Origin of the sequence: Streptomyces sp. Ru73 (genome assembly GCF_002920575.1) — a bacterium.
Classification (GTDB): Bacteria; Actinomycetota; Actinomycetes; order Streptomycetales; family Streptomycetaceae; genus Streptomyces.
In genome coordinates this window covers 30,691-49,151 of the sequence record NZ_PQSQ01000022.1, presented here as the reverse complement: position 1 = coordinate 49,151, position 18,461 = coordinate 30,691, and the positions used below count along the sequence as shown (strand labels likewise).

The window sequence follows — 18,461 nt, the reverse complement described above, 5'->3', positions numbered from 1 at the left end:
GCCGTTCCACCCATGTACGTGCCGGACCGCCCCACCCCTTTCCCGCAGCAGAAGGGCAAGAGCGCATGGCCGTGAAGTCCGGCGCCCGCGACGGGTCGCCACAGCACACCGCACCACCACCCGGCGAGGGCACCCCGGCCCTGCGCGGGGGCACCCTCGGCGTCGCCGACATCGCCTTCTTCGTGGTCTCCGCCGCCGCCCCGCTCACCGTCATGGCCGGCGTCGCGCCGCTCGCCATCGGCGTCGGCGGCATCGGAGCCCCGGTCGGCTACCTCCTGGCCGGCGCCACCCTCGCGCTCTTCGCGGTCGGCTTCACCGCGATGACCCGGCACGTCCGGCACGGCGGCGGCTTCTACGCGTTCATCACCCGGGGCCTGGGCCGGCCGGCCGGTTTCGGCGCGGCGACGCTGGCCCTGCTCGCGTACAACGGCATGCAGATCGGCGTGTACGGACTGCTCGCCACCGGCACCCAGGACGCGCTGGAGGCCCTGTGGGGCGTCCATGTGCCCTGGCCGCCGATCGCGCTCGGCGGCGTCTTCGTCATCTGGTACCTGGGCTACCGCTCCATCGACTTCGGCGCGAAGGTGCTCGGCGTGCTGCTGGTCGCCGAGACCGGCATCCTCGTGCTGCTGGCCGGCGGGGTGCTGCTGCACGGCGGCGCCGAGGGCCTCGCGCTCGACTCCTTCACGCCGGGCCACGTCCTCGTCCCCGGCACCGGCGCGGTCCTCGCCTTCGCGTTCGCCGCCTTCACCGGCTTCGAGTCCACCGCCATCTACCGCCGGGAGGCCCGCGACCCGGGCCGCACCCTCCCGCGCGCCACCTACATCGCCGTCGGCTTCCTCGGCCTCTTCTACGCGTTCAGCGTCTGGGTCGTCATCCAGGCGTACGGCGGCACCAAGGTGCTGAAGGCGGTCGCCGCCGACCCGGCGGGGCTCTTCTTCACCGCCACCACGCACTACGTCGGCGCCTGGGCCGCCGACCTGATGCACGTCTTCATCGTGACCAGCATCCTCGCCTCCCAGCTGGCCTTCCACAACGCGATCAACCGCTACGGGCTGGCGCTCGCGCAGGAGGGCGTGCTGCCGCCCGTGCTGGGCCGGGTGCACCCCAAGCACCGCTCCCCGTACGTCGCGGGCGTGCTGCAGAGCGTCCTCGCGCTGCTGGTCGTCGCGGGCTTCGCGCTGGCCGGCGCCGACCCGTACCACCAGCTGCTGCTGTGGATGAACACCCCCGGCATGCTGGGCCTGCTGACGCTCCAGGCGGTCACCGCCGTCGCGGTGCCCTGCTTCTTCCGGCGCATCCGGCACACGGAGGGCCGCTGGCGCACCCTGGTCGCGCCGACCGCCGCGACCGTGCTGATGGCCGGCGCGATCTGGCTGGTCATCGCCAAGATCGACCTGATGACGGCGGCGCCGTTCGCCACCAACACCGCGCTGGTCCTCACCGTCCCCGCCGCCTTCGCGGCCGGCGTGGTCCTCGCCCTGCGGCTCAGCCGCAGCCGGCCCGAGGTCTACGCGGAGTTCGCCGCCGAGCCGCCCGAGTCTTCCGAGCCGGCGGAGACGACCGGTACGGCCGGGCCGTCCGGACCGGCCGCGCACCCGTCGTCCGCCGCACCGGCCGGCTGACCGGCCGCCACCCGCACCACCTCAGTACCGTGCAGTCCCGTAAGGAGATCCCCGTGTCCCACACCGCCGCCGACACCGTCCTCACCGGCGCCCGCGTCCGCACGCTCGACCCGGAACGTCCCTGGGCGTCCGCCGTCGCGGTCAAGGACGGCCGGATCGCGGCCGTCGGCGAGGAGCAGGACGTACGGGACTGGCGCGACGCCCGCACCGAGGTGGTCGACCTGGCCGGCGCCACCCTCACTCCCGGCCTGGTCGACGGGCACAGCCACCCCGTCTGGGGCGTGGAGATGTCCACCGGACTCGACCTCTCCGGCTGCCGCGACCTGGACGCGCTGCGCGCCACCCTGGCCGAGGCGGCCCGCGCGGCCGGCCGCGACGGCTGGGTCCTGGCGTGGGGCCTGGACCACAACGTCTTCGGCGGCAGGCCCGTGCACCGCGAGCTGATCGAGCCCGCGCTCGGCGGCGTGCCCGCCTTCATCCGCCTGTACGACGGGCACTCCGCGCTGGCCACCGGCCCGGCGCTCGCCGCCGCGCAGATCGACGGGCCGCGCGCCTTCGCACAGCGCGCCGAGGTGGTCTGCGACGCGGACGGCCGGCCCACCGGACACCTCGTCGAGCACGCCGCCATGAACCTGATGCTGCCCGTGCTGCCCCGGCCGTCGGCCGCCGAACGGCGCGCCCGGCTGCTCGGCCTGCTCGGGGACATGGCCGCCACCGGTCTGACCGGCGCGCACGTCATGGACATGGAGGGCACCGGCGTGCTGGACCTGCTGGCCGGCATCGAGGACGGTGCCGACCTCCCCGTACGGCTGCGGATCGCGCCCTGGTGCATGCCGGGCGCGGACACCGAGTCGCTGGACGAGCTGATCGCCCTCCAGCGGCGGACCGGGCGGCACTGGCGGGTGGGCGGCGTGAAGTTCTTCATGGACGGCACGGTCGAGGGCGGCACCGCCTGGCTGGAACACGCCGACTGCCACGGCCAGGGCACCGAGGCGTTCTGGCCGGACCCCGCCGCGTACACCCGCGCCGTCCACCACCTCGCGCGGGCCGGGGTGCGCACCGCCACGCACGCCATCGGGGACGCGGCGGTCCGGCACGTGCTGGACACCATCGAGGCGATGGGTGACCCGGGGCAGCGCGGGCGGCACCGCATCGAGCACATCGAGACCGTGCCGGACGCACAGCTGCCGCGGTTCGCCGCGCTCGGGGTGACCGCCTCGATGCAGCCCACCCACACCGCGTACACCCGCGCCGACCACACCGACGAGTGGTCCAAGCGGGTCGGCGAGGAGCGGGCAGCGCGCGCGTGGCGGTGCCGGGACCTGCGGGACGCGGGCGCCGTGCTGGTCCTCGGGTCCGACTGGCCGATCGCGCACTACGACCCGCGGGGCGTGCTCGCGACCGCCCGGCTGCGCCGCCCGGCCGGCTCGCCGGAGACCGCGCCGGTCACCGTCGAGCAGGCGCTGACGGGCGCGATGGCACTGGAGGGCATGACCTCGCACGCGGCGCTCGCGGTCGGCGAGGAGGAGTGCGCGGGGCGGATCGCGCCCGGCTTCCGGGCCGACCTCACCGCGCTCGGGGCGGACCCGGTGACGGCACCGGCCGACGAGCTGGGCGAGGCGCCGGCCGTCCTGACGATGACCGGCGGGCGCGTCGTCCACCGCGCCTGACGAGGTGTCGTCCACCGCGCCGTACGGGGCACCCGGCCGCGTGCCGGGATGTCCTCACGCGCCGGACGGGCTCGGTTCCGACGGACGGGTCGGGGCCGGGCCGGGCCGGGGCATCCGGGACAGCGACATGCCGTACCAGAGGCGGGCCACCGTGAAGGCGAAGCCCAGGCAGAGCACGCCGCCCACCGCGTCCAGCCAGAAGTGGTTGGCGGTGGAGATGATCACCACCAGGGTCAGCACCGGGTACACGGCGCCCAGCACCCGCACCCAGGTGGCCCGGGCCAGCAGCGCGATGGTGACGCCGCACCACAGCGACCAGCCGATGTGCATCGACGGCATGGCCGCGTACTGGTTGGACATGCTGGCCAGGTTGCCCGAGGCCATCGAGCCCCACGTGTCGTGCACCAGCACCGTGTCGACGAAACCGCCGCCGGGCATCAGCCGGGGCGGCGCGAGCGGGAAGAAGTAGTAGCCGAGGAGGGCGACCGCGGTGGTGAGGAAGAGGACCAGGCGGGAGGCGGCGTAGCGGCCGGGATGCCGGCGGTAGAGCCAGACCAGGACGCCGACCGTGACGATGAAGTGCAGCGTGGCGTAGTAGTAGTTCATCGCCACGATCAGCCACGTCACGGCGTTCACCGCGTGGTTGACGGTCTGTTCGACGGCGATGCCGATGCTGTGCTCGGTGCGCCACACCCAGTCGGCGTTCCGCAGGGCCGCTGCCTTCTGCTCGGGCACCGCGTTGCGGATCAGGGAGTACGTCCAGTAGCTGACCGCGATCAGCAGGATCTCGAACCACAGGCGAGGTCTGGCCACACCGCGCACACGGGCCGCGGCCACCCGTCGGCGCGGCGGGCCGGTGCGCTGCGGAGGGGGCGGCGGTGCGTTTCTCCGGCCCTCCAGAATCCTCGCCTTGGCATCACCCATAGTGCGACAGTCTGCCAGAAATCGGGGTAGACCTGATCATCCCGCAGTCGGGTCCTGGACAGCCTCCCTCGCCCTGGAGGGGGAGGGTATACCCCCACCGGCGGTGGGGTCGGCGCGGCGCGCCGAGGCCGTCGAACCCCGCACGACCAACTCGGGATGGAAGACGAACTCGCTCCGCAGCGGCGCCCGCGAGGACTCCGGCGGGCTCTCCGGCAGACTGCCCCCGACCTCCTCCAGCAGGGCCCGCACCGCCGCCTGCCCCATGGCCTGCACCGGCTGCCTGATCGTGGTCAGCGGCGGGTCGGTGAACGCGATCAGCGGGGAGTCGTCGTACCCGACCACCGACACGTCGTCCGGCACCTCCAGGCCGCGCTGCCGGGCCGCCCGGATCGCGCCGAGCGCCATCATGTCGCTCGCGCAGACCACCGCCGTGCAGCCGCGCTCCAGCAGCGCCCCGGCCGCGGCCTGCCCGCCCTCCAGCGTGTAGAGGGAGTGCTGCACCAGCTCCTCCGCCTCGGCCGGGCCCATGCCGAGCTGCTCGCGCATGCTGCGCAGGAACCCCTCGATCTTCCGCTGCACGGGCACGAAGCGGCGCGGCCCGAGCGCGAGGCCGATGCGCTCGTGGCCGAGCGCCGCGAGGTGGGTCACCGCGAGGGAGATCGCCACCCCGTCGTCCGGCGAGATGAAGGGCGCCTGCACCTTGTCCGAGAAACCGTTGATGAGGACGAACGGCACGCCCTGGCCGCGCAGCGCCTCGTACCGGCCCATGTCCGCCGTGGTGTCGGCGTGCAGCCCGGAGACGAAGATGATCCCGGCCACTCCGCGGTCCACCAGCATCTCGGTCAGCTCGTCCTCGGTCGAGCCGCCCGGCGTCTGCGTCGCGAGCACCGGGGTGTACCCCTGGCGGGTCAGGGCCTGCCCGATGACCTGCGCGAACGCCGGGAAGATGGGGTTCTCCAGCTCGGGCGTGATGAGCCCGACCAGCCCGGCGCTGCGCTGCCGCAGGCGCACCGGGCGCTCGTAGCCGAGGACGTCCAGTGCGGCGAGTACGGACTGGCGGGTGGTGGCGGAGACGCCGGGCTTGCCGTTGAGCACCCGGCTGACGGTGGCCTCGCTGACACCCGCCTGTGCTGCGATGTCAGCCAGGCGCGCGGTCATGGAAGGCGACCTTACCGGTCGGGATGCGGCTTGCCCACCACGCACAGGTTCCGCCCGGCAGGCACACCCGGCCGTCCCCGGCACGGACCGGCGCGCTGGCGAGCAGCAGCCGGCCGGCGACCGTCACCTCCACCGGCCGGCTACGGGTGTTGAGCACGCAGAGGAACCCGTGCCGGCGCAGCGCCAGCACCCCGTCCGGCGCCTCCAGCCAGGTCATGGTGCCGTCGCCGAGGCCGGGCAGGGCGCGGCGCCAGGCGAGCGCGGAGCGGTACATCTCCAGCGTGGAGCCGGGGTCGCCGGTCTGCGCCGCGACGCTCAGCCGCGCCCAGCTCTCCGGCTGCGGCAGCCAGCTCCCGCCGGGCCCGAAGCCGTACGGCGGCTCGGTGCCGGACCAGGGGAGCGGCACCCGGCAGCCGTCGCGGAAGCCGTCCTGGCCGTCGCCGCGGAAGAACGCCGGGTCCTGGCGGACCGCGTCGGGCAGCTCGGTCACCTCCGGCAGGCCCAGCTCCTCGCCCTGGTAGAGGTAGGCGGAGCCGGGCAGCGCCAGCATGAGGAGGGTGGCGGCGCGTGCCCGGTCCCGGCCGCCGAGCCGGGTGGTGTGCCGGACCACGTCGTGGTTGGAGAGCACCCAGGTGGTGGGCGCGCCGACCAGCGCGGTGGCGGCCAGCGAGTCGTCGATGACGGCACGGAGGGCCTGCGCGTCCCACTCCGCTTGCAGGAAGTGGAAGTTGAAGGCCTGGTGCAGCTCGTCGGGGCGTACGTAGCGGGCCAGCCGGCGGGCGTCGGGGGCCCACGCCTCGGCGACGCCGATGCGCTCGCCCTGGTAGGAGTCCAGCAGCCGGCGCCAGCGGCGGTGGATGGCGTGCACCCCGTCCTGGTCGAAGAAGGGCAGCACGTCGGTGCCGATGAGGCGGGCCTGCTGCCGGCGGCCGACGTCCGGGAGCCCGGCCGCCTTGACCATGCCGTGCGCGACGTCGATGCGGAAGCCATCGACGCCGCGGTCCAGCCAGAACCGCAGGATCGCGTCGAACTCGTCGTGCACCTCCGGGCGCTCCCAGTCCAGGTCGGGCTGCTCGGGCGCGAAGAGGTGGAGGTACCAGTCGCCGCGCTCGGTGCGGGTCCAGGCCGGGCCGCCGAACACCGACTCCCAGTCGTTGGGCGGCAGTTCGCCGTGCGTGCCGCGCCCGGGCCGGAAGACGTACCGCTCGCGGGCCAGGTCGGGGTCGCGGAACCACGGGTGCCGGTCGGAGGTGTGGTTCGGGACGATGTCGACGATGACGCGCAGGCCCAGCTCGTGGGCGGTGTCCAGGAACGCCTCGGCGTCGGCGAGGGTGCCGAAGAGCGGGTCGACGGCGCGGTGGTCGGCGACGTCGTATCCGCCGTCGGCCTGCGGTGACGCGTAGAACGGCGTCAGCCAGACCGCGTCGGCGCCCAGCTCCTTCACGTACGGCAGCCGGGCCCGGGCGCCGGGCAGGTCCCCGATGCCGTCCCCGTCGCCGTCCCCGAAGGAGCGGACGTAGATCTGGTAGATGACGGCGTCGCGCCACCAGCCGGTGCCGGGGCGGTCGGGCGCCTGCGGCGCGGCGGGCGAGGGGAAGATCAGCTCATCGGTCATCGGCCGTCCTTCGGTCGATCGGGCTACAGGAAGATCAACGCCCCGGCGGGCCCGGGGGTGACGGGTCTTGGTAACCGCGCTGCAACATCTTCCGGTGTACTTGCAGAAATTTGCCGCAAGCTCTTTCGGTTTCTTTTCGCCGCTGTTACGTTCCTGACGCCCTCTCGGGCGTTTCCCTGCGCATCTCGTGCTTATCTCGGCGTTTTCCCGAAGGAGTTCACATGCGACGTGGCATAGCGGCCACCGCGCTGGTCGCGGGTCTTGCACTGACGGCGACCGCGTGCGGCGGCAACGGCGGCGACCAGCAGAGCGGAGGTGAGCTGTCCGGCACGGTCACCTTCTGGGACACCTCCAACGACGCGGAGAAGGCGACGTACAAGAAGCTCGCCGAGGGCTTCGAGAAGGAGCACCCCAAGGTCCACGTCAACTACGTGAACGTGCCCTTCGGCGAGGCCAACGCCAAGTTCAAGAACGCGGCCGGCGGCAACTCCGGCGCCCCCGACGTGATGCGCACCGAGGTCGCCTGGGTCGCGGACTTCGCCAACCTCGGCTACCTCGCGCCGCTGGACAACACCCCGGCGCTGGACAAGAACGAGGACTACCTGGAGCAGGCCGCCGGCTCCACCCGCTTCAAGGGCAAGACCTACGCGGCGCCCCAGGTCATCGACACCCTCGGCCTCTTCTACAACAAGAAGCTGCTGAAGAAGGCCGGCGTGGAGGTTCCCAGGACCTTCGACGAGCTGAAGACCGCGGCCAAGAAGATCAAGTCGAAGACCGGCGCCACCGCGCTCTACCTGCGCGGCGACGACCCGTACTGGTTCCTGCCCTACCTCTACGGCGAGGGCGGCGACATGGTCGACGCCAAGACCAAGAAGGTCCGGATCGACGACCCGGCCGGCGTCCGCGCCTTCGCGACGATCAAGGACCTGGTGGACTCCAAGGCCGCCGTCACCGACGCCACCGACGGCCAGGAGAACCAGCTCAAGGCCCTCAAGGACGGCGACGTCGCGATGGCGGTCGACGGGCCGTGGGACATCGAGGGCGCGCTGGCCGGCAAGGAGTTCAAGGACAAGGGCAACCTCGGCGTCGCACCCGTGCCCGGCGGCAGCAAGGCCCAGGGCTCCCCGCAGGGCGGCTGGAACCTCTCCGTCTACGCCGGCTCCAAGAACCTCGACGCCTCGTACGAGTTCGTGAAGTACATGAGCTCCGCCAAGGTCCAGCAGCAGACCACCGAGAAGCTGAGCCTGCTGCCGACCCGCACGTCCGTCTACGACGTGCCGTCGGTCAAGGACAACGAGATGGTGAAGTTCTTCCGGCCCGCCGTCGAGAAGGCCGTGGAGCGCCCCTGGATCGCCGAGGGCAACTCCCTCTTCGAGCCGATCAAGGTCCAGATGAACAAGGTCCTCACCGGTGCCGCCACCCCCGAGCAGGCCGCCAAGAACACCGGTGACGCCTACCGGAAGCTGCTCAAGGACTACAAGTGACCACGCTCGCTCCCCCCAAGAGCCGTGACGACCGGGCGGTGCGCACGGCACCGCCCGGCCGGGTGCGCCGGGCCCTGAGCACCCACTGGTACGCCTGGACCATGGTCGCCCCGGTGGTGCTCGTCATCGCGGTCATCATCGGCTACCCGCTGGTCCGCGGCCTGTACCTCTCGCTCACCGACGCCACCGAGGCCAACGTCGCGCGCGACATCGGCATGAACCACATCCCGGCCACGTACCAGTTCGTCGGTCTGGACAACTACACCGCCGTGCTGAGCGACGGCGTCTTCTGGAGCCGGCTGGGCTGGACCGTGGTGTGGACCGTCGCCTGCGTCGGGATCACCTTCACGCTCGGCCTCGCGCTGGCCAACCTGCTCAACCGCAAGGTCAGGGGCCGCACCTTCTACCGGCTCGCGCTGATCCTGCCCTGGGCGATCCCGGCGTTCATCTCCGTCTTCACCTGGCGGCTGCTCTACAACGAGAAGCACGGCCTGCTCAACAAGCTCCTCCAGGGCGGCGGCATCGACGCGATCCCGTGGTTGAACGACCCGACCTGGGCGAAGCTCTCCGTCATCGCCGTCAACGTCTGGCTGGGCGTGCCGTTCATGCTCGTCGCGCTGCTCGGCGGGCTGCAGTCCATCCCCGGCGAGCTGTACGAGGCCGCCGAGATGGACGGCGCGAACGCCTGGCAGCGGTTCCGGCACATCACCGTGCCCTCCCTGCGCTCCGTCTCCAGCACGGTGATCCTGCTCAGCACGATCTGGACCTTCAACATGTTCCCGGTGATCTTCCTGCTGACCCGCGGCGGGCCCGGCGACGCCACCGAGATCCTGGTGACGTACGCCTACCGGCTCTCCTTCGTCGACAGCCCGCGCAACTTCTCCGAGTCGGCCGCCTGGGGCGTGCTGATCCTGCTGCTGCTCTCGGCCGTCGCCGTGGTCTACCGGCGCAGCCTGCGCAAGCAGGGAGAGGTGTGGTGACGATGCGCGACAAGAAGCGGAGCCCGCTGGCCTCCACCGGCCTGCACGCCACCCTCATCGCCGCGTCCGTGGTCGCGGTCTTCCCGCCGCTGTGGCTGCTGGTGACGTCCTTCAAGCCGAAGGACGACGCCTTCACCACCGCGCCGGTCACCCACTTCACCCTCGCCAACTACTCCCACGTGCTGACCGGGACCTCGTTCCTGACCTGGTTCTGGAACTCCGTGGTGATCGTTGGCGTGACCACCGTCCTCGGCGTCTTCCTCGCCGCCACCACCGGCTACGCCGTCAGCCGCTTCCGCTTCCCGGGCATGCGCCCGCTGATGTGGCTGCTGCTGATCACCCAGATGTTCCCGGTGGCCGTGCTGATCGTGCCGCTGTACAACCTGCTGGCCGGCCTCGGCCTGCTCAACCAGCCGGCCGGTCTGGTGGTCACCTACCTCACCATCGCGGTGCCGTTCTGCGCCTGGATGATGAAGGGCTTCTTCGACACCATCCCGGTGGAGATCGACGAGTCGGGCCGGGTCGACGGGCTCAACCCCTTCGGCACCTTCTGGCGGCTCGTCCTCCCGCTGGCCCGCCCCGGGCTCGCCGTCACCGGCTTCTACACCTTCGTCACGGCCTGGGCCGAGGTCGCCTACGCGTCGGCCTTCATGACCGGTGACCAGAACATGACCCTCGCCGGCGGGCTGCAGACCTTCGTCAGCCAGTACAACAACGACTGGGGCTCGATGACCGCAGCGGCCGTGATCGTCGCGGTGCCGGCGGCGCTCGTCTTCGCCTTCGCCCAACGCCACCTCGTATCCGGCCTGACCGCCGGCACGACCAAGGGATGACATGACACAGCGGCCCAACGACACTGCTGCCACTGCTGCCACTGCCACCGGCTGGTGGCGCGACGCGGTGATCTACCAGGTGTACCCGCGCAGCTTCGCCGACGGCAACGGCGACGGCATGGGCGACCTGGCCGGCATCCGCGCCCGCCTGCCGTACCTCAAGGACCTGGGCGTCGACGCCGTCTGGCTCAGCCCCTTCTACGCCTCGCCGCAGGCCGACGCGGGCTACGACGTCGCCGACTACCGTGCCATCGACCCGATGTTCGGCACCCTCGCGGACGCCGAGGCGGTGATCCGCGAGGCGCACCGGCTGGACCTGCGCATCATCGTGGACATCGTCCCGAACCACTGCTCGGACCAGCACGAATGGTTCCGCCGCGCGGTCGCCGAAGGACCCGGCTCGACGCTCAGGGACCGCTTCCACTTCCGCAAGGGCCGGGGCGAGAACGGCGAGGAGCCGCCCAACGACTGGGAGTCCATCTTCGGCGGCCCCGCCTGGACCCGGCTCCCGGACGGCGAGTGGTACCTCCACCTCTTCGCGCCCGAGCAGCCCGACTTCAACTGGGAGCACCCGGCCGTACGCGACGAGTTCCGCTCCATCCTGCGCTTCTGGCTGGACCTCGGCGTCGACGGCTTCCGGGTCGACGTGGCGCACGGCCTGGTCAAGGCCGCCGGGCTGCCCGACATGGGCCACGGCGAACAGCTCAAGCTGCTCGGCAACCAGGTGCTGCCCTTCTTCGACCAGGACGGGGTGCACGAGATCTACCGCTCCTGGCGGCAGGTGCTGGAGGAGTACGAGGGGGAGCGGATCGCGGTCGCCGAGGCGTGGACGCCCAGCGCCGACCGCACCGCGCTCTACCTGCGCCCCGACGAGCTGCACCAGGCGTTCAACTTCCACTACCTCAACACCGGGTGGGACGCCGCCGAGCTGCGCGAGGCCATCGACGCCTCGCTGGACGCCATGCGGCCGGTCGGCGCGCCGACGACGTGGGTGCTCTCCAACCACGACGTGGTCCGCCACCGCACCCGGCTCGGCGGCGGCCTGCCGCGCGCCCGCGCCGCTGCCCTGCTGATGCTCGCGCTGCCCGGCTCCGCCTACGTCTACCAGGGCGAGGAGCTGGGCCTGCCGGAGGTCACCGACCTGCCCGACGAGGTCCGCCAGGACCCGTCCTTCTTCAAGGAGAACGGGCAGGACGGGCTGCGGGACGGCTGCCGGGTGCCGCTGCCGTGGTCCGGTACGGAGGCGCCGTACGGCTTCGGCACCGGCGGCAGCTGGCTTCCGCAGCCGGCGGAGTGGGCCGGGCTGAGCGTCGCGGCGCAGACCGGCGACCCGGACTCCACGCTGGAGCTGTACCGCACCGCGCTCGCCCTCCGGAAGGAGCACCCCGCGCTCGGCGCGGGCGACGCGGTGGAGTGGCGGCCCGCGCCCGAGGGCGTGCTGCACTTCCGCCGCACCGGCGGCTTCACGTGTGCCGTGAACACCACCGCAGAGCCCGTACGGATCACCGTCCCCGGGCGCCCGCTGCTCTCCAGCGGCGTGCTGCCGCAGGAGATACCGGGGCAGCCGGGCACCTACGAGCTGGCCGCCGACACGGCCGTCTGGTGGGCGGAGTGACACTGCCCCCGCGGCTCTCGGACATCGCGGCACAGGCCGACGTCAGCGAGGCCACCGTGAGCCGGGTGCTCAACGGGAAGAGCGGGGTGGCCGGGGCCACCCGGCAGCGGGTGCTGGCCGCACTGGACGTCCTCGGGTACGAGCGTCCGGTGCGGCTGCGGCGGCGCAGCGCGGGCCTGGTCGGGCTGGTCATCCCGGAGCTGACCAACCCGATCTTCCCGGCGTTCGCGCAGATCATCGAGCAGGCGCTGGCGGGGCACGGGTACACGCCCGTGCTCTGCACGCAGATACCGGGCGGCGCCACGGAGGACGAGCTGGTCGAGCAGCTGGAGGCGCGCGGCGTCACCGGCATCGTCTTCCTCTCCGGGCTGCACGCGGACACCGGCGCCGATCCGGCCCGCTACACCCGGCTCACCACGCGGGGCGTGCCGTACGTCCTGATCAACGGCTACAACGAGCGGGTGCACGCGCCGTTCGTCTCGCCCGACGACCGGGCCGCTGCGCGGATGGCCGTCACCCACCTCGCCGCGCTCGGGCACACCCGGATCGGGCTGGCCGTGGGGCCGGCCCGGTACGTGCCGTCCCGGCGCAAGGCGGAGGGGTTCACCGCGGTCATGGGGGAGCTGTTCGGCTTACGGCAGGAGGAGGCGGAACGGTTCGTGCGGCACACGCTGTTCAGCGTGGAGGGCGGGCACGCCGCGGCCACCGCGCTGCTGGACGCCGGCTGCACGGGGGTGGTGTGCGGCAGCGACCTGATGGCGCTGGGCGTCGTACGGGCCGCCCGGGAGCGCGGGCTCGCCGTGCCGGGGCAGCTGTCGGTGGTCGGCTTCGACGACTCCCAGCTGATCGCCTTCACCGACCCGCCGCTGACCACCGTGCGCCAGCCGGTGCAGGCGATGGCGACGGCCGCGGTGGGCGCGCTGATCGAGGAGATCCAGGGAAATCCCGTGCAGCGCACGGAGTTCGTCTTCCAGCCGGAGCTGGTGGTGCGCGGCTCGACGGGCCCGGTCCCGGGGGGACCGGTCCGGCCGGCCGGGCGCGTGGGGCCCGCGTGACGGCGGGCCCCCGGCCGGCCGGACCGGGGCTTGCGGGCTTGAAGGTAACACCGTTGCAATGTCTTGCGTAAGTCCTTGCAACAACTTCGTGTCCGGGCTACAACTGCAACGGCCTTACGGGCATGGCGCGTTGCCGGGCAAGGCCTTCCATCCCCCTCAGGAGGAACCATGCCCCACCGCAGTTCCCCGGTCCGCCGCAGATCCCTGGCCCGCGGCTGTGCGGCCGCTGCCCTCGCGCTCGCCGCGGCGGCCGTCGCCGTCCCCGCCCAGGCGGCACCGCCCGGCAGCAAGGACGTCACCGCCGAACTCTTCGAATGGCGCTACGACTCCGTGGCGCGCGAGTGCAAGGACACCCTCGGCCCGGCCGGCTACGGCTACGTCGAGGTCTCCCCGGCCACCGAGCACATCCAGGGCGGCCAGTGGTGGACCTCGTACCAGCCCGTCAGTTACAAGATCGCCGGACGGCTCGGCGACCGCACGGCCTTCAAGAACATGGTCGACGCCTGTCACGCGGCCGGCGTGAAGGTCGTCGCGGACGCCGTCATCAACCACATGTCGGCCGGTTCCGGCACCGGCACCGGCGGCTCCTCGTACTCCAAGTACACCTACCCCGGCATCTACCAGCCGCAGGACATGGACGACTGCACCGCCCAGGTCAGCAACTACCAGGACCGCTGGAACGTGCAGCACTGCGAGCTGGTCGGGCTGGCCGACCTGGACACCGGCGAGCCGTACGTCCGCTCCCGCCTCGCGCAGTACCTCAACGACCTGCTCGCGCTCGGCGTGGACGGCTTCCGCATCGACGCGGCCAAGCACATGCCGGCCGAGGATCTGGCCGCGATCAAGTCGCAGCTCAGCAACCCGAACGTGTACTGGAAGCAGGAGGCCATCCACGGCGAGGGCGAGGCGGTCTCGCCGAGCGAGTACCTCGGCAACGGCGATGTGCAGGAGTTCCGCTACGGCCGCGACCTCAAGCGGGTCTTCCAGAACGAGAAGCTGGCCTACCTGAAGAACTTCGGCGAGGGCTGGGGGTACATGACCAGTGGCAAGTCCGGCGTCTTCGTCGACAACTGGGACACCGAGCGCAACGGCTCCACGCTCAGCTACAAGAACGGCGCCGACTACACCCTCGCCAACGTCTTCATGCTGGCCTGGCCCTACGGCTCCCCGGACGTCCACTCCGGCTACGAGTTCTCCGACAACGACGCCGGACCGCCCAACGGCGGCACGGTGAACGCCTGCTGGCAGGACGGCTGGAAGTGCCAGCACAAGTGGCCCGAGATCAAGTCCATGGTGGCCTTCCGCAACACCGCCGCCGGCGCCGCCGTCACCAACTGGTGGGACAACGGCAACGACGCGATCGCCTTCGGACGCGGCGACAAGGCGTACGTCGCGATCAACCACGAGGCGTCGAGCCTGAGCCGCACCTTCCAGAGCGCGCTGCCCACGGGGAACTACTGCGACGTCCAGAGCGGCCGCACCGTCACGGTCGACGGCGCCGGCCGGTTCACCGCCACCCTCGGCCCCAACACCGCCCTCGCCCTGCACACCGGCGCCCGCAGCTGCGGCTGACCCGCAGGCGCGTCAGGCCCACCGATCCGGCCGCCCGGCGACCTCCCCGCCTGCCGGGCGGCCCTTCACCCCACCGAGGAGAACCGCCGTGACCGGCACCCTCCGCCGAACCGTCACCGCGCTCGCCGCCGCGCTCTGTGCCGCGGCGGCCGCCGCCCTGCCCGGCGCCGCCCCCGCGACCGCAGCCGAGCAGCCCTACCCGGCCAAGGCCGAAGCCCAGTGGATCGACCGGGACACCGTCGTCTGGAAGGGGGCGCCCGACCCGGCCGGCGGCACCCTCCAGCTCGAATCGGGCCCCGACGGCGACCGCCGGCTGCGCCTCGCGCCCGGCACCCTCACGCCCGCCGAACGCGCCAAGCACCCGCACCTGAAGGACTTCCCCGCCTTCACCGTCGACCCCCGCGACCGGGCACAGGCCGCCACCGCCCTCCGCGACCGGCTCGTCGCCACCCGCCGGGCCGCCGACGGCAGCCTGCGCGAGGCCACCGGCGTGCAGATCCCCGGCGTGCTGGACGACCTGTACGGCGCCGCCGCCTCCCGCGCCCGGCTCGGCCCGGTCTTCGACCACGGCCGCCCCACCCTCGCCGTCTGGGCCCCGACGGCCCGCACCGTCGCGCTCGAACTGGACGGCCGCACCGTGCCCATGACGCGGGACGACCGCACCGGCGTGTGGCGCGTGCGCGGCGAGCGGGACTGGGCCGGCAAGCCGTACCGGTACGCCGTCACCGTCTTCGCGCCCGCCGCCGGGAAGACCGTCACCAACAAGGTCACCGACCCCTACTCCACCGGGCTCACCGCCGACTCCGCGCGCAGCCTCGTCACCGACCTCACCGACCCGCGGCTCGCGCCCAAGGGATGGGCGGGGCTGAAGAAGCCCGCCGCCGTGCCGCTGCGCGACGCCCGCATCCAGGAGCTGCACATCCGGGACTTCTCGGTCGCGGACCGCACGTCGAAGCACCCCGGCCAGTACCTCGCCTTCACCGACCGGTCCTCCGCCGGCATGAAGCACCTCCGGTCGCTGGCCCGCACCGGCACCACCCACGTCCACCTGCTGCCCGCCTTCGACATCGGGACCATCCCCGAACGCCGCGCCGACCAGGCCGTACCGGACTGCGACCTCGCGTCGTACCCGGCGGACTCCGACAAGCAGCAGGAGTGCATCGGGAAGACGGCCGCGAAGGACGCCTACAACTGGGGCTACGACCCGCTGCACTACACCGTGCCCGAAGGGTCGTACGCCTCGGACCCGGACGGCACGGCGCGCACCGTCGAGTTCCGCCGCATGGTGCAGGGGCTGAACGGCGCCGGGCTGCGCACCGTGATGGACGTCGTCTACAACCACACGGTCGCCAGCGGCCAGGACCCCAAGTCCGTCCTCGACCGCATCGTCCCCGGCTACTACCAGCGGCTGCTGGACGACGGCACGGTCGCCACGTCCACCTGCTGCAGCAACACCGCGCCCGAACACACCATGATGGGCAAGCTCGTCGTCGACTCGGTCGTCACCTGGGCGAAGCAGTACAAGGTCGACGGCTTCCGCTTCGACCTCATGGGCCACCACCCCAAGGCCAACATCCTCGCCGTACGCCGCGCCCTGGACGCGCTCACCCCGGCGAAGGACGGCGTGGACGGGAAGTCGGTGGTGCTCTACGGCGAGGGCTGGAACTTCGGCGAGGTCGCGAACGACGCCCGCTTCGTCCAGGCCACGCAGCAGAACATGGCCGGCACCGGCATCGCCACCTTCGACGACCGGTCCCGCGACGCGATCCGCGGCGGCGGCCCCTTCGACGCCGACCCGCGCGTCCAGGGCTTCGCCTCCGGCCTCTACACCGACCCCAACTCCTCGCCCGCCAACGGCAGCCGCGCCGAGCAGAAGGCCCGCCTGCTGCACTACCAGGACCTGATCAAGGTCGGGCTGACCGGCGGCCTCGCCGACTACACCTTCACCGACAGCGCGGGCCGCACCGTCAAGGGCTCCCAGGTCGACTACAACGGCGCACCCGCCGGCTACGCTGCGGCGCCCGGTGACGCACTGGCCTACGCCGACGCGCACGACAACGAGACCCTCTACGACGCCCTCGCCTACAAGCTCCCGCAGGGCACGAAGCCCGCCGACCGGGCCCGTATGCAGGTGCTGGCGATGGCCACCGCCACCCTCTCCCAGGGCCCCGCGCTCTCCCAGGCCGGCAGCGACCTGCTCCGCTCCAAGTCGCTGGACCGCAACTCCTTCGACAGCGGCGACTGGTTCAACGCCGTGCACTGGAACTGCGCCGACGGCAACGGCTTCGGGCGCGGCCTGCCGCCCGCCGCCGACAACAAGGACAAGTGGCCGTACGCCCGGCCGCTGCTGGCCGACCCGGCGCTGCGCCCCGGCTGCGCGGAGATCACGGCGGCCTCCGCCGCGTACCGGGACCTGACCCGCATCCGCGCCGCCGAGCCGGACTTCGGCCTGGCCACCGCCGACGCGGTGCAGCGGACGCTGTCCTTCCCGCTGTCCGGGCCCGGCGAGACGCCCGGCGTGCTCACCATGCGGCTCGGCCGGCTGGTCGTGGTCCTCAACGCCACCCCGGCATCGCAGCGGCAGACCGTGCGGGCCGTGGCCGGCACGCCGTACCGGCTGCACCCGGTGCAGGCCCGCGGTGCCGACCCGGTGGTGAAGACCGCCGCGTACGACGGCGGGACCGGCACCTTCACCGTGCCGGGCCGTACGGTCGCGGTCTTCACCCGCGGCTGACCAGCGGCTGACCCGCGGCCGGCCGGCGGCGCCGCTCCGGCTCAGGCCAGGCCGCCCGTCCGTTCCCCGGCGTCCCGCAGCGCGGGCACCTGCGGCACCGGGGGACGGACGCCCGGCTGGCACAGCAGCAGCGCCAGGTCGTCCCGGAGCGGCGCCGCCGTGTGCGCCTTGAGCAGGGTGTGCAGCTCCTCCAGGGCGTCGTCGAGGGCGGGCCGGGCCAGCGCCTCGCGGACCCGCTCGTCCAGCGGAAAGGGCACCCCGTGCGCGTCGAGCGCCTCGATGAGCCCGTCGGTGTACAGCAGCAGCCGCTCGTTGGCGGCCAGCCGGGCCCGCTGCATGCGCGGGGCCGGGTGCAGGCCGAGCGGCGGCCCCGGATCGGCCGGGGCCAGCGGCTCCAGCCGGTCGCCGAGCCGCAGCGGCGCCGGATGACCGCAGTTGACCAGCCGCACCTCACCGGGCGCGAACTCGGCGAGGACCGCCGTGACGAACCCCTCCTCGTCCAGCTCGGCGCAGAGCCGTTCGTCCAGGATGCCGGTCAGCCGGACCAGGTCGGGCGTGGTGAAGGCGTGGTCGCGGAAGCAGCCGATCGTGACCGCGGCGAGCCGGGCCGCCTCCAGGTCGTGGCCGCGCACGTCGCCGACCAGCACCCGCAGGCCGTACGGGGTGTGGGCGACGTTGATGAGGTCGCCGCCGACCAGGACGTTCTCCGCTGCGGGGAGGTAGCGCGCTGCCATCCCGACGCCGCCCACCTCCCCGGAGAAGGGCCGCAGCAGGGCCTGCTGGGTGGCCTGCGCGACCGCGACCAGCGCGGCCTCCTGGCAGTGGTGGGCGTCCGGAGCCGGGGTCGGGGCCGGTGCGGGCGGGGCGGGGGCGGCCCGCCGGGCGGCCCGTAAGCCCCGTACGGCGAGCAGGCCGCAGCCCAGACCGGCGGCGAAGCCGCAGCCGTACCCGAGCCAAGCGCCGATGAACTCCATGCCGGCCAACCCACGTTCCTCCCACGCTGCGGCAGTGGGAGGGCCACTCTTGCAGTGTCATCGAATGCCCGAAAGCGAATGCCCGAAGCTGGTGAGAGCCGATCATCCAGCGGTCGGATGTGTCGACGGGTGGTGCCAAGACGGTCGTTTCCGTAAGCCGGAGCGCCCGGCGTCGCGCGCACGGCCATGCTTGCCGGACTGCTGGTGAACGGGCGCCGGCAC

13 protein-coding genes are annotated in these 18,461 nt (G+C 72.7%); 9 read left to right on the top strand and 4 right to left on the bottom strand.

What is annotated here, in order from left to right:
• Window positions 1-65 precede the first annotated feature (65 nt).
• A complete protein-coding gene (locus C3486_RS13145) occupies window positions 66-1,625 on the top strand; it encodes an APC family permease (protein ID WP_103832836.1) in 1,560 nt (519 codons plus the stop codon).
• Window positions 1,626-1,678: 53 nt separating this feature from the next.
• Window positions 1,679-3,295 carry an amidohydrolase gene (locus tag C3486_RS13140; RefSeq protein WP_103832835.1) on the top strand — a complete coding sequence of 539 codons (1,617 nt, stop codon included), beginning with the start codon at window positions 1,679-1,681 and terminating at the stop codon, window positions 3,293-3,295.
• A gap of 54 nt (window positions 3,296-3,349) precedes the next feature.
• On the opposite strand, the gene C3486_RS13135 is transcribed toward C3486_RS13140, so the two are convergent.
• From C3486_RS13135 to C3486_RS13125, 3 genes are read right to left on the bottom strand one after another with little or no spacing between them, the layout of a single operon-like run.
• A complete protein-coding gene (locus tag C3486_RS13135; RefSeq protein WP_103832834.1) occupies window positions 3,350-4,219 on the bottom strand; it encodes a phosphatase PAP2 family protein in 870 nt (289 codons plus the stop codon).
• A gap of 36 nt (window positions 4,220-4,255) precedes the next feature.
• Entirely contained in the window at window positions 4,256-5,377 is a 1,122-nt protein-coding gene (locus tag C3486_RS13130; protein WP_258052747.1) for a LacI family DNA-binding transcriptional regulator, read from the bottom strand.
• Complete coding sequence (locus tag C3486_RS13125; RefSeq protein WP_103832833.1) at window positions 5,358-6,992, bottom strand: glycoside hydrolase family 13 protein; 1,635 nt, start codon at window positions 6,990-6,992, stop codon at window positions 5,358-5,360. The genes C3486_RS13130 and C3486_RS13125 overlap by 20 nt, the downstream gene beginning before the upstream one ends.
• Window positions 6,993-7,213: 221 nt before the next feature.
• On the opposite strand from C3486_RS13125, the gene C3486_RS13120 reads away from it, so the two are divergent.
• The 7 genes from C3486_RS13120 (at window position 7,214) to pulA (ending at window position 17,265) form a co-directional block, all read left to right on the top strand.
• Complete coding sequence (locus tag C3486_RS13120) at window positions 7,214-8,476, top strand: extracellular solute-binding protein (RefSeq protein ID WP_103832832.1); 1,263 nt, start codon at window positions 7,214-7,216, stop codon at window positions 8,474-8,476.
• Window positions 8,477-8,577: 101 nt separating this feature from the next.
• Entirely contained in the window at window positions 8,578-9,456 is an 879-nt protein-coding gene (locus C3486_RS13115; RefSeq protein WP_103832864.1) for a carbohydrate ABC transporter permease, read from the top strand.
• Window positions 9,457-9,458: 2 nt separating this feature from the next.
• Window positions 9,459-10,289 (top strand): sugar ABC transporter permease, encoded by an 831-nt coding sequence (locus C3486_RS13110; protein WP_181138530.1) that lies wholly within the window; start codon window positions 9,459-9,461, stop codon window positions 10,287-10,289.
• A 1-nt stretch (window position 10,290) separates the two neighbouring features.
• Entirely contained in the window at window positions 10,291-11,904 is a 1,614-nt protein-coding gene (locus tag C3486_RS13105) for a glycoside hydrolase family 13 protein (protein ID WP_103832830.1), read from the top strand.
• Window positions 11,889-12,959, top strand: coding sequence for a LacI family DNA-binding transcriptional regulator (locus tag C3486_RS13100; protein ID WP_374936862.1), 1,071 nt, complete (start codon window positions 11,889-11,891; stop codon window positions 12,957-12,959). Before C3486_RS13105 ends, C3486_RS13100 begins: the two co-directional genes overlap by 16 nt.
• A 168-nt stretch (window positions 12,960-13,127) precedes the next feature.
• Entirely contained in the window at window positions 13,128-14,531 is a 1,404-nt protein-coding gene (locus C3486_RS13095) for an alpha-amylase family protein (RefSeq protein ID WP_103832828.1), read from the top strand.
• 88 nt (window positions 14,532-14,619) lie between these two features.
• A complete protein-coding gene (pulA, locus tag C3486_RS13090) occupies window positions 14,620-17,265 on the top strand; it encodes a pullulanase-type alpha-1,6-glucosidase (RefSeq protein WP_103832827.1) in 2,646 nt (881 codons plus the stop codon).
• A gap of 41 nt (window positions 17,266-17,306) precedes the next feature.
• On the opposite strand, the gene C3486_RS13085 is transcribed toward pulA, so the two are convergent.
• Window positions 17,307-18,239: a PP2C family protein-serine/threonine phosphatase gene (locus tag C3486_RS13085; RefSeq protein WP_258052752.1), complete on the bottom strand. Its 933-nt coding sequence runs from the start codon at window positions 18,237-18,239 to the stop codon at window positions 17,307-17,309.
• Between the last annotated feature and the right edge of the window lie 222 nt (window positions 18,240-18,461).

Coding starts and splice junctions, on each gene's coding strand:
- C3486_RS13110 (WP_181138530.1), top strand. CDS start 9,459: ATGCGCGACAAGAAGCGGAGCCCGCTGGCCTCCACCGGCCTGCACGCC.
- C3486_RS13105 (WP_103832830.1), top strand. CDS start 10,291: ATGACACAGCGGCCCAACGACACTGCTGCCACTGCTGCCACTGCCACC.
- C3486_RS13130 (WP_258052747.1), bottom strand. CDS start 5,377: ATGACCGCGCGCCTGGCTGACATCGCAGCACAGGCGGGTGTCAGCGAG.
- C3486_RS13115 (WP_103832864.1), top strand. CDS start 8,578: ATGGTCGCCCCGGTGGTGCTCGTCATCGCGGTCATCATCGGCTACCCG.
- C3486_RS13125 (WP_103832833.1), bottom strand. CDS start 6,992: ATGACCGATGAGCTGATCTTCCCCTCGCCCGCCGCGCCGCAGGCGCCC.
- C3486_RS13095 (WP_103832828.1), top strand. CDS start 13,128: ATGCCCCACCGCAGTTCCCCGGTCCGCCGCAGATCCCTGGCCCGCGGC.
- C3486_RS13135 (WP_103832834.1), bottom strand. CDS start 4,219: ATGGGTGATGCCAAGGCGAGGATTCTGGAGGGCCGGAGAAACGCACCG.
- C3486_RS13120 (WP_103832832.1), top strand. CDS start 7,214: ATGCGACGTGGCATAGCGGCCACCGCGCTGGTCGCGGGTCTTGCACTG.
- C3486_RS13085 (WP_258052752.1), bottom strand. CDS start 18,239: ATGGAGTTCATCGGCGCTTGGCTCGGGTACGGCTGCGGCTTCGCCGCC.
- C3486_RS13145 (WP_103832836.1), top strand. CDS start 66: ATGGCCGTGAAGTCCGGCGCCCGCGACGGGTCGCCACAGCACACCGCA.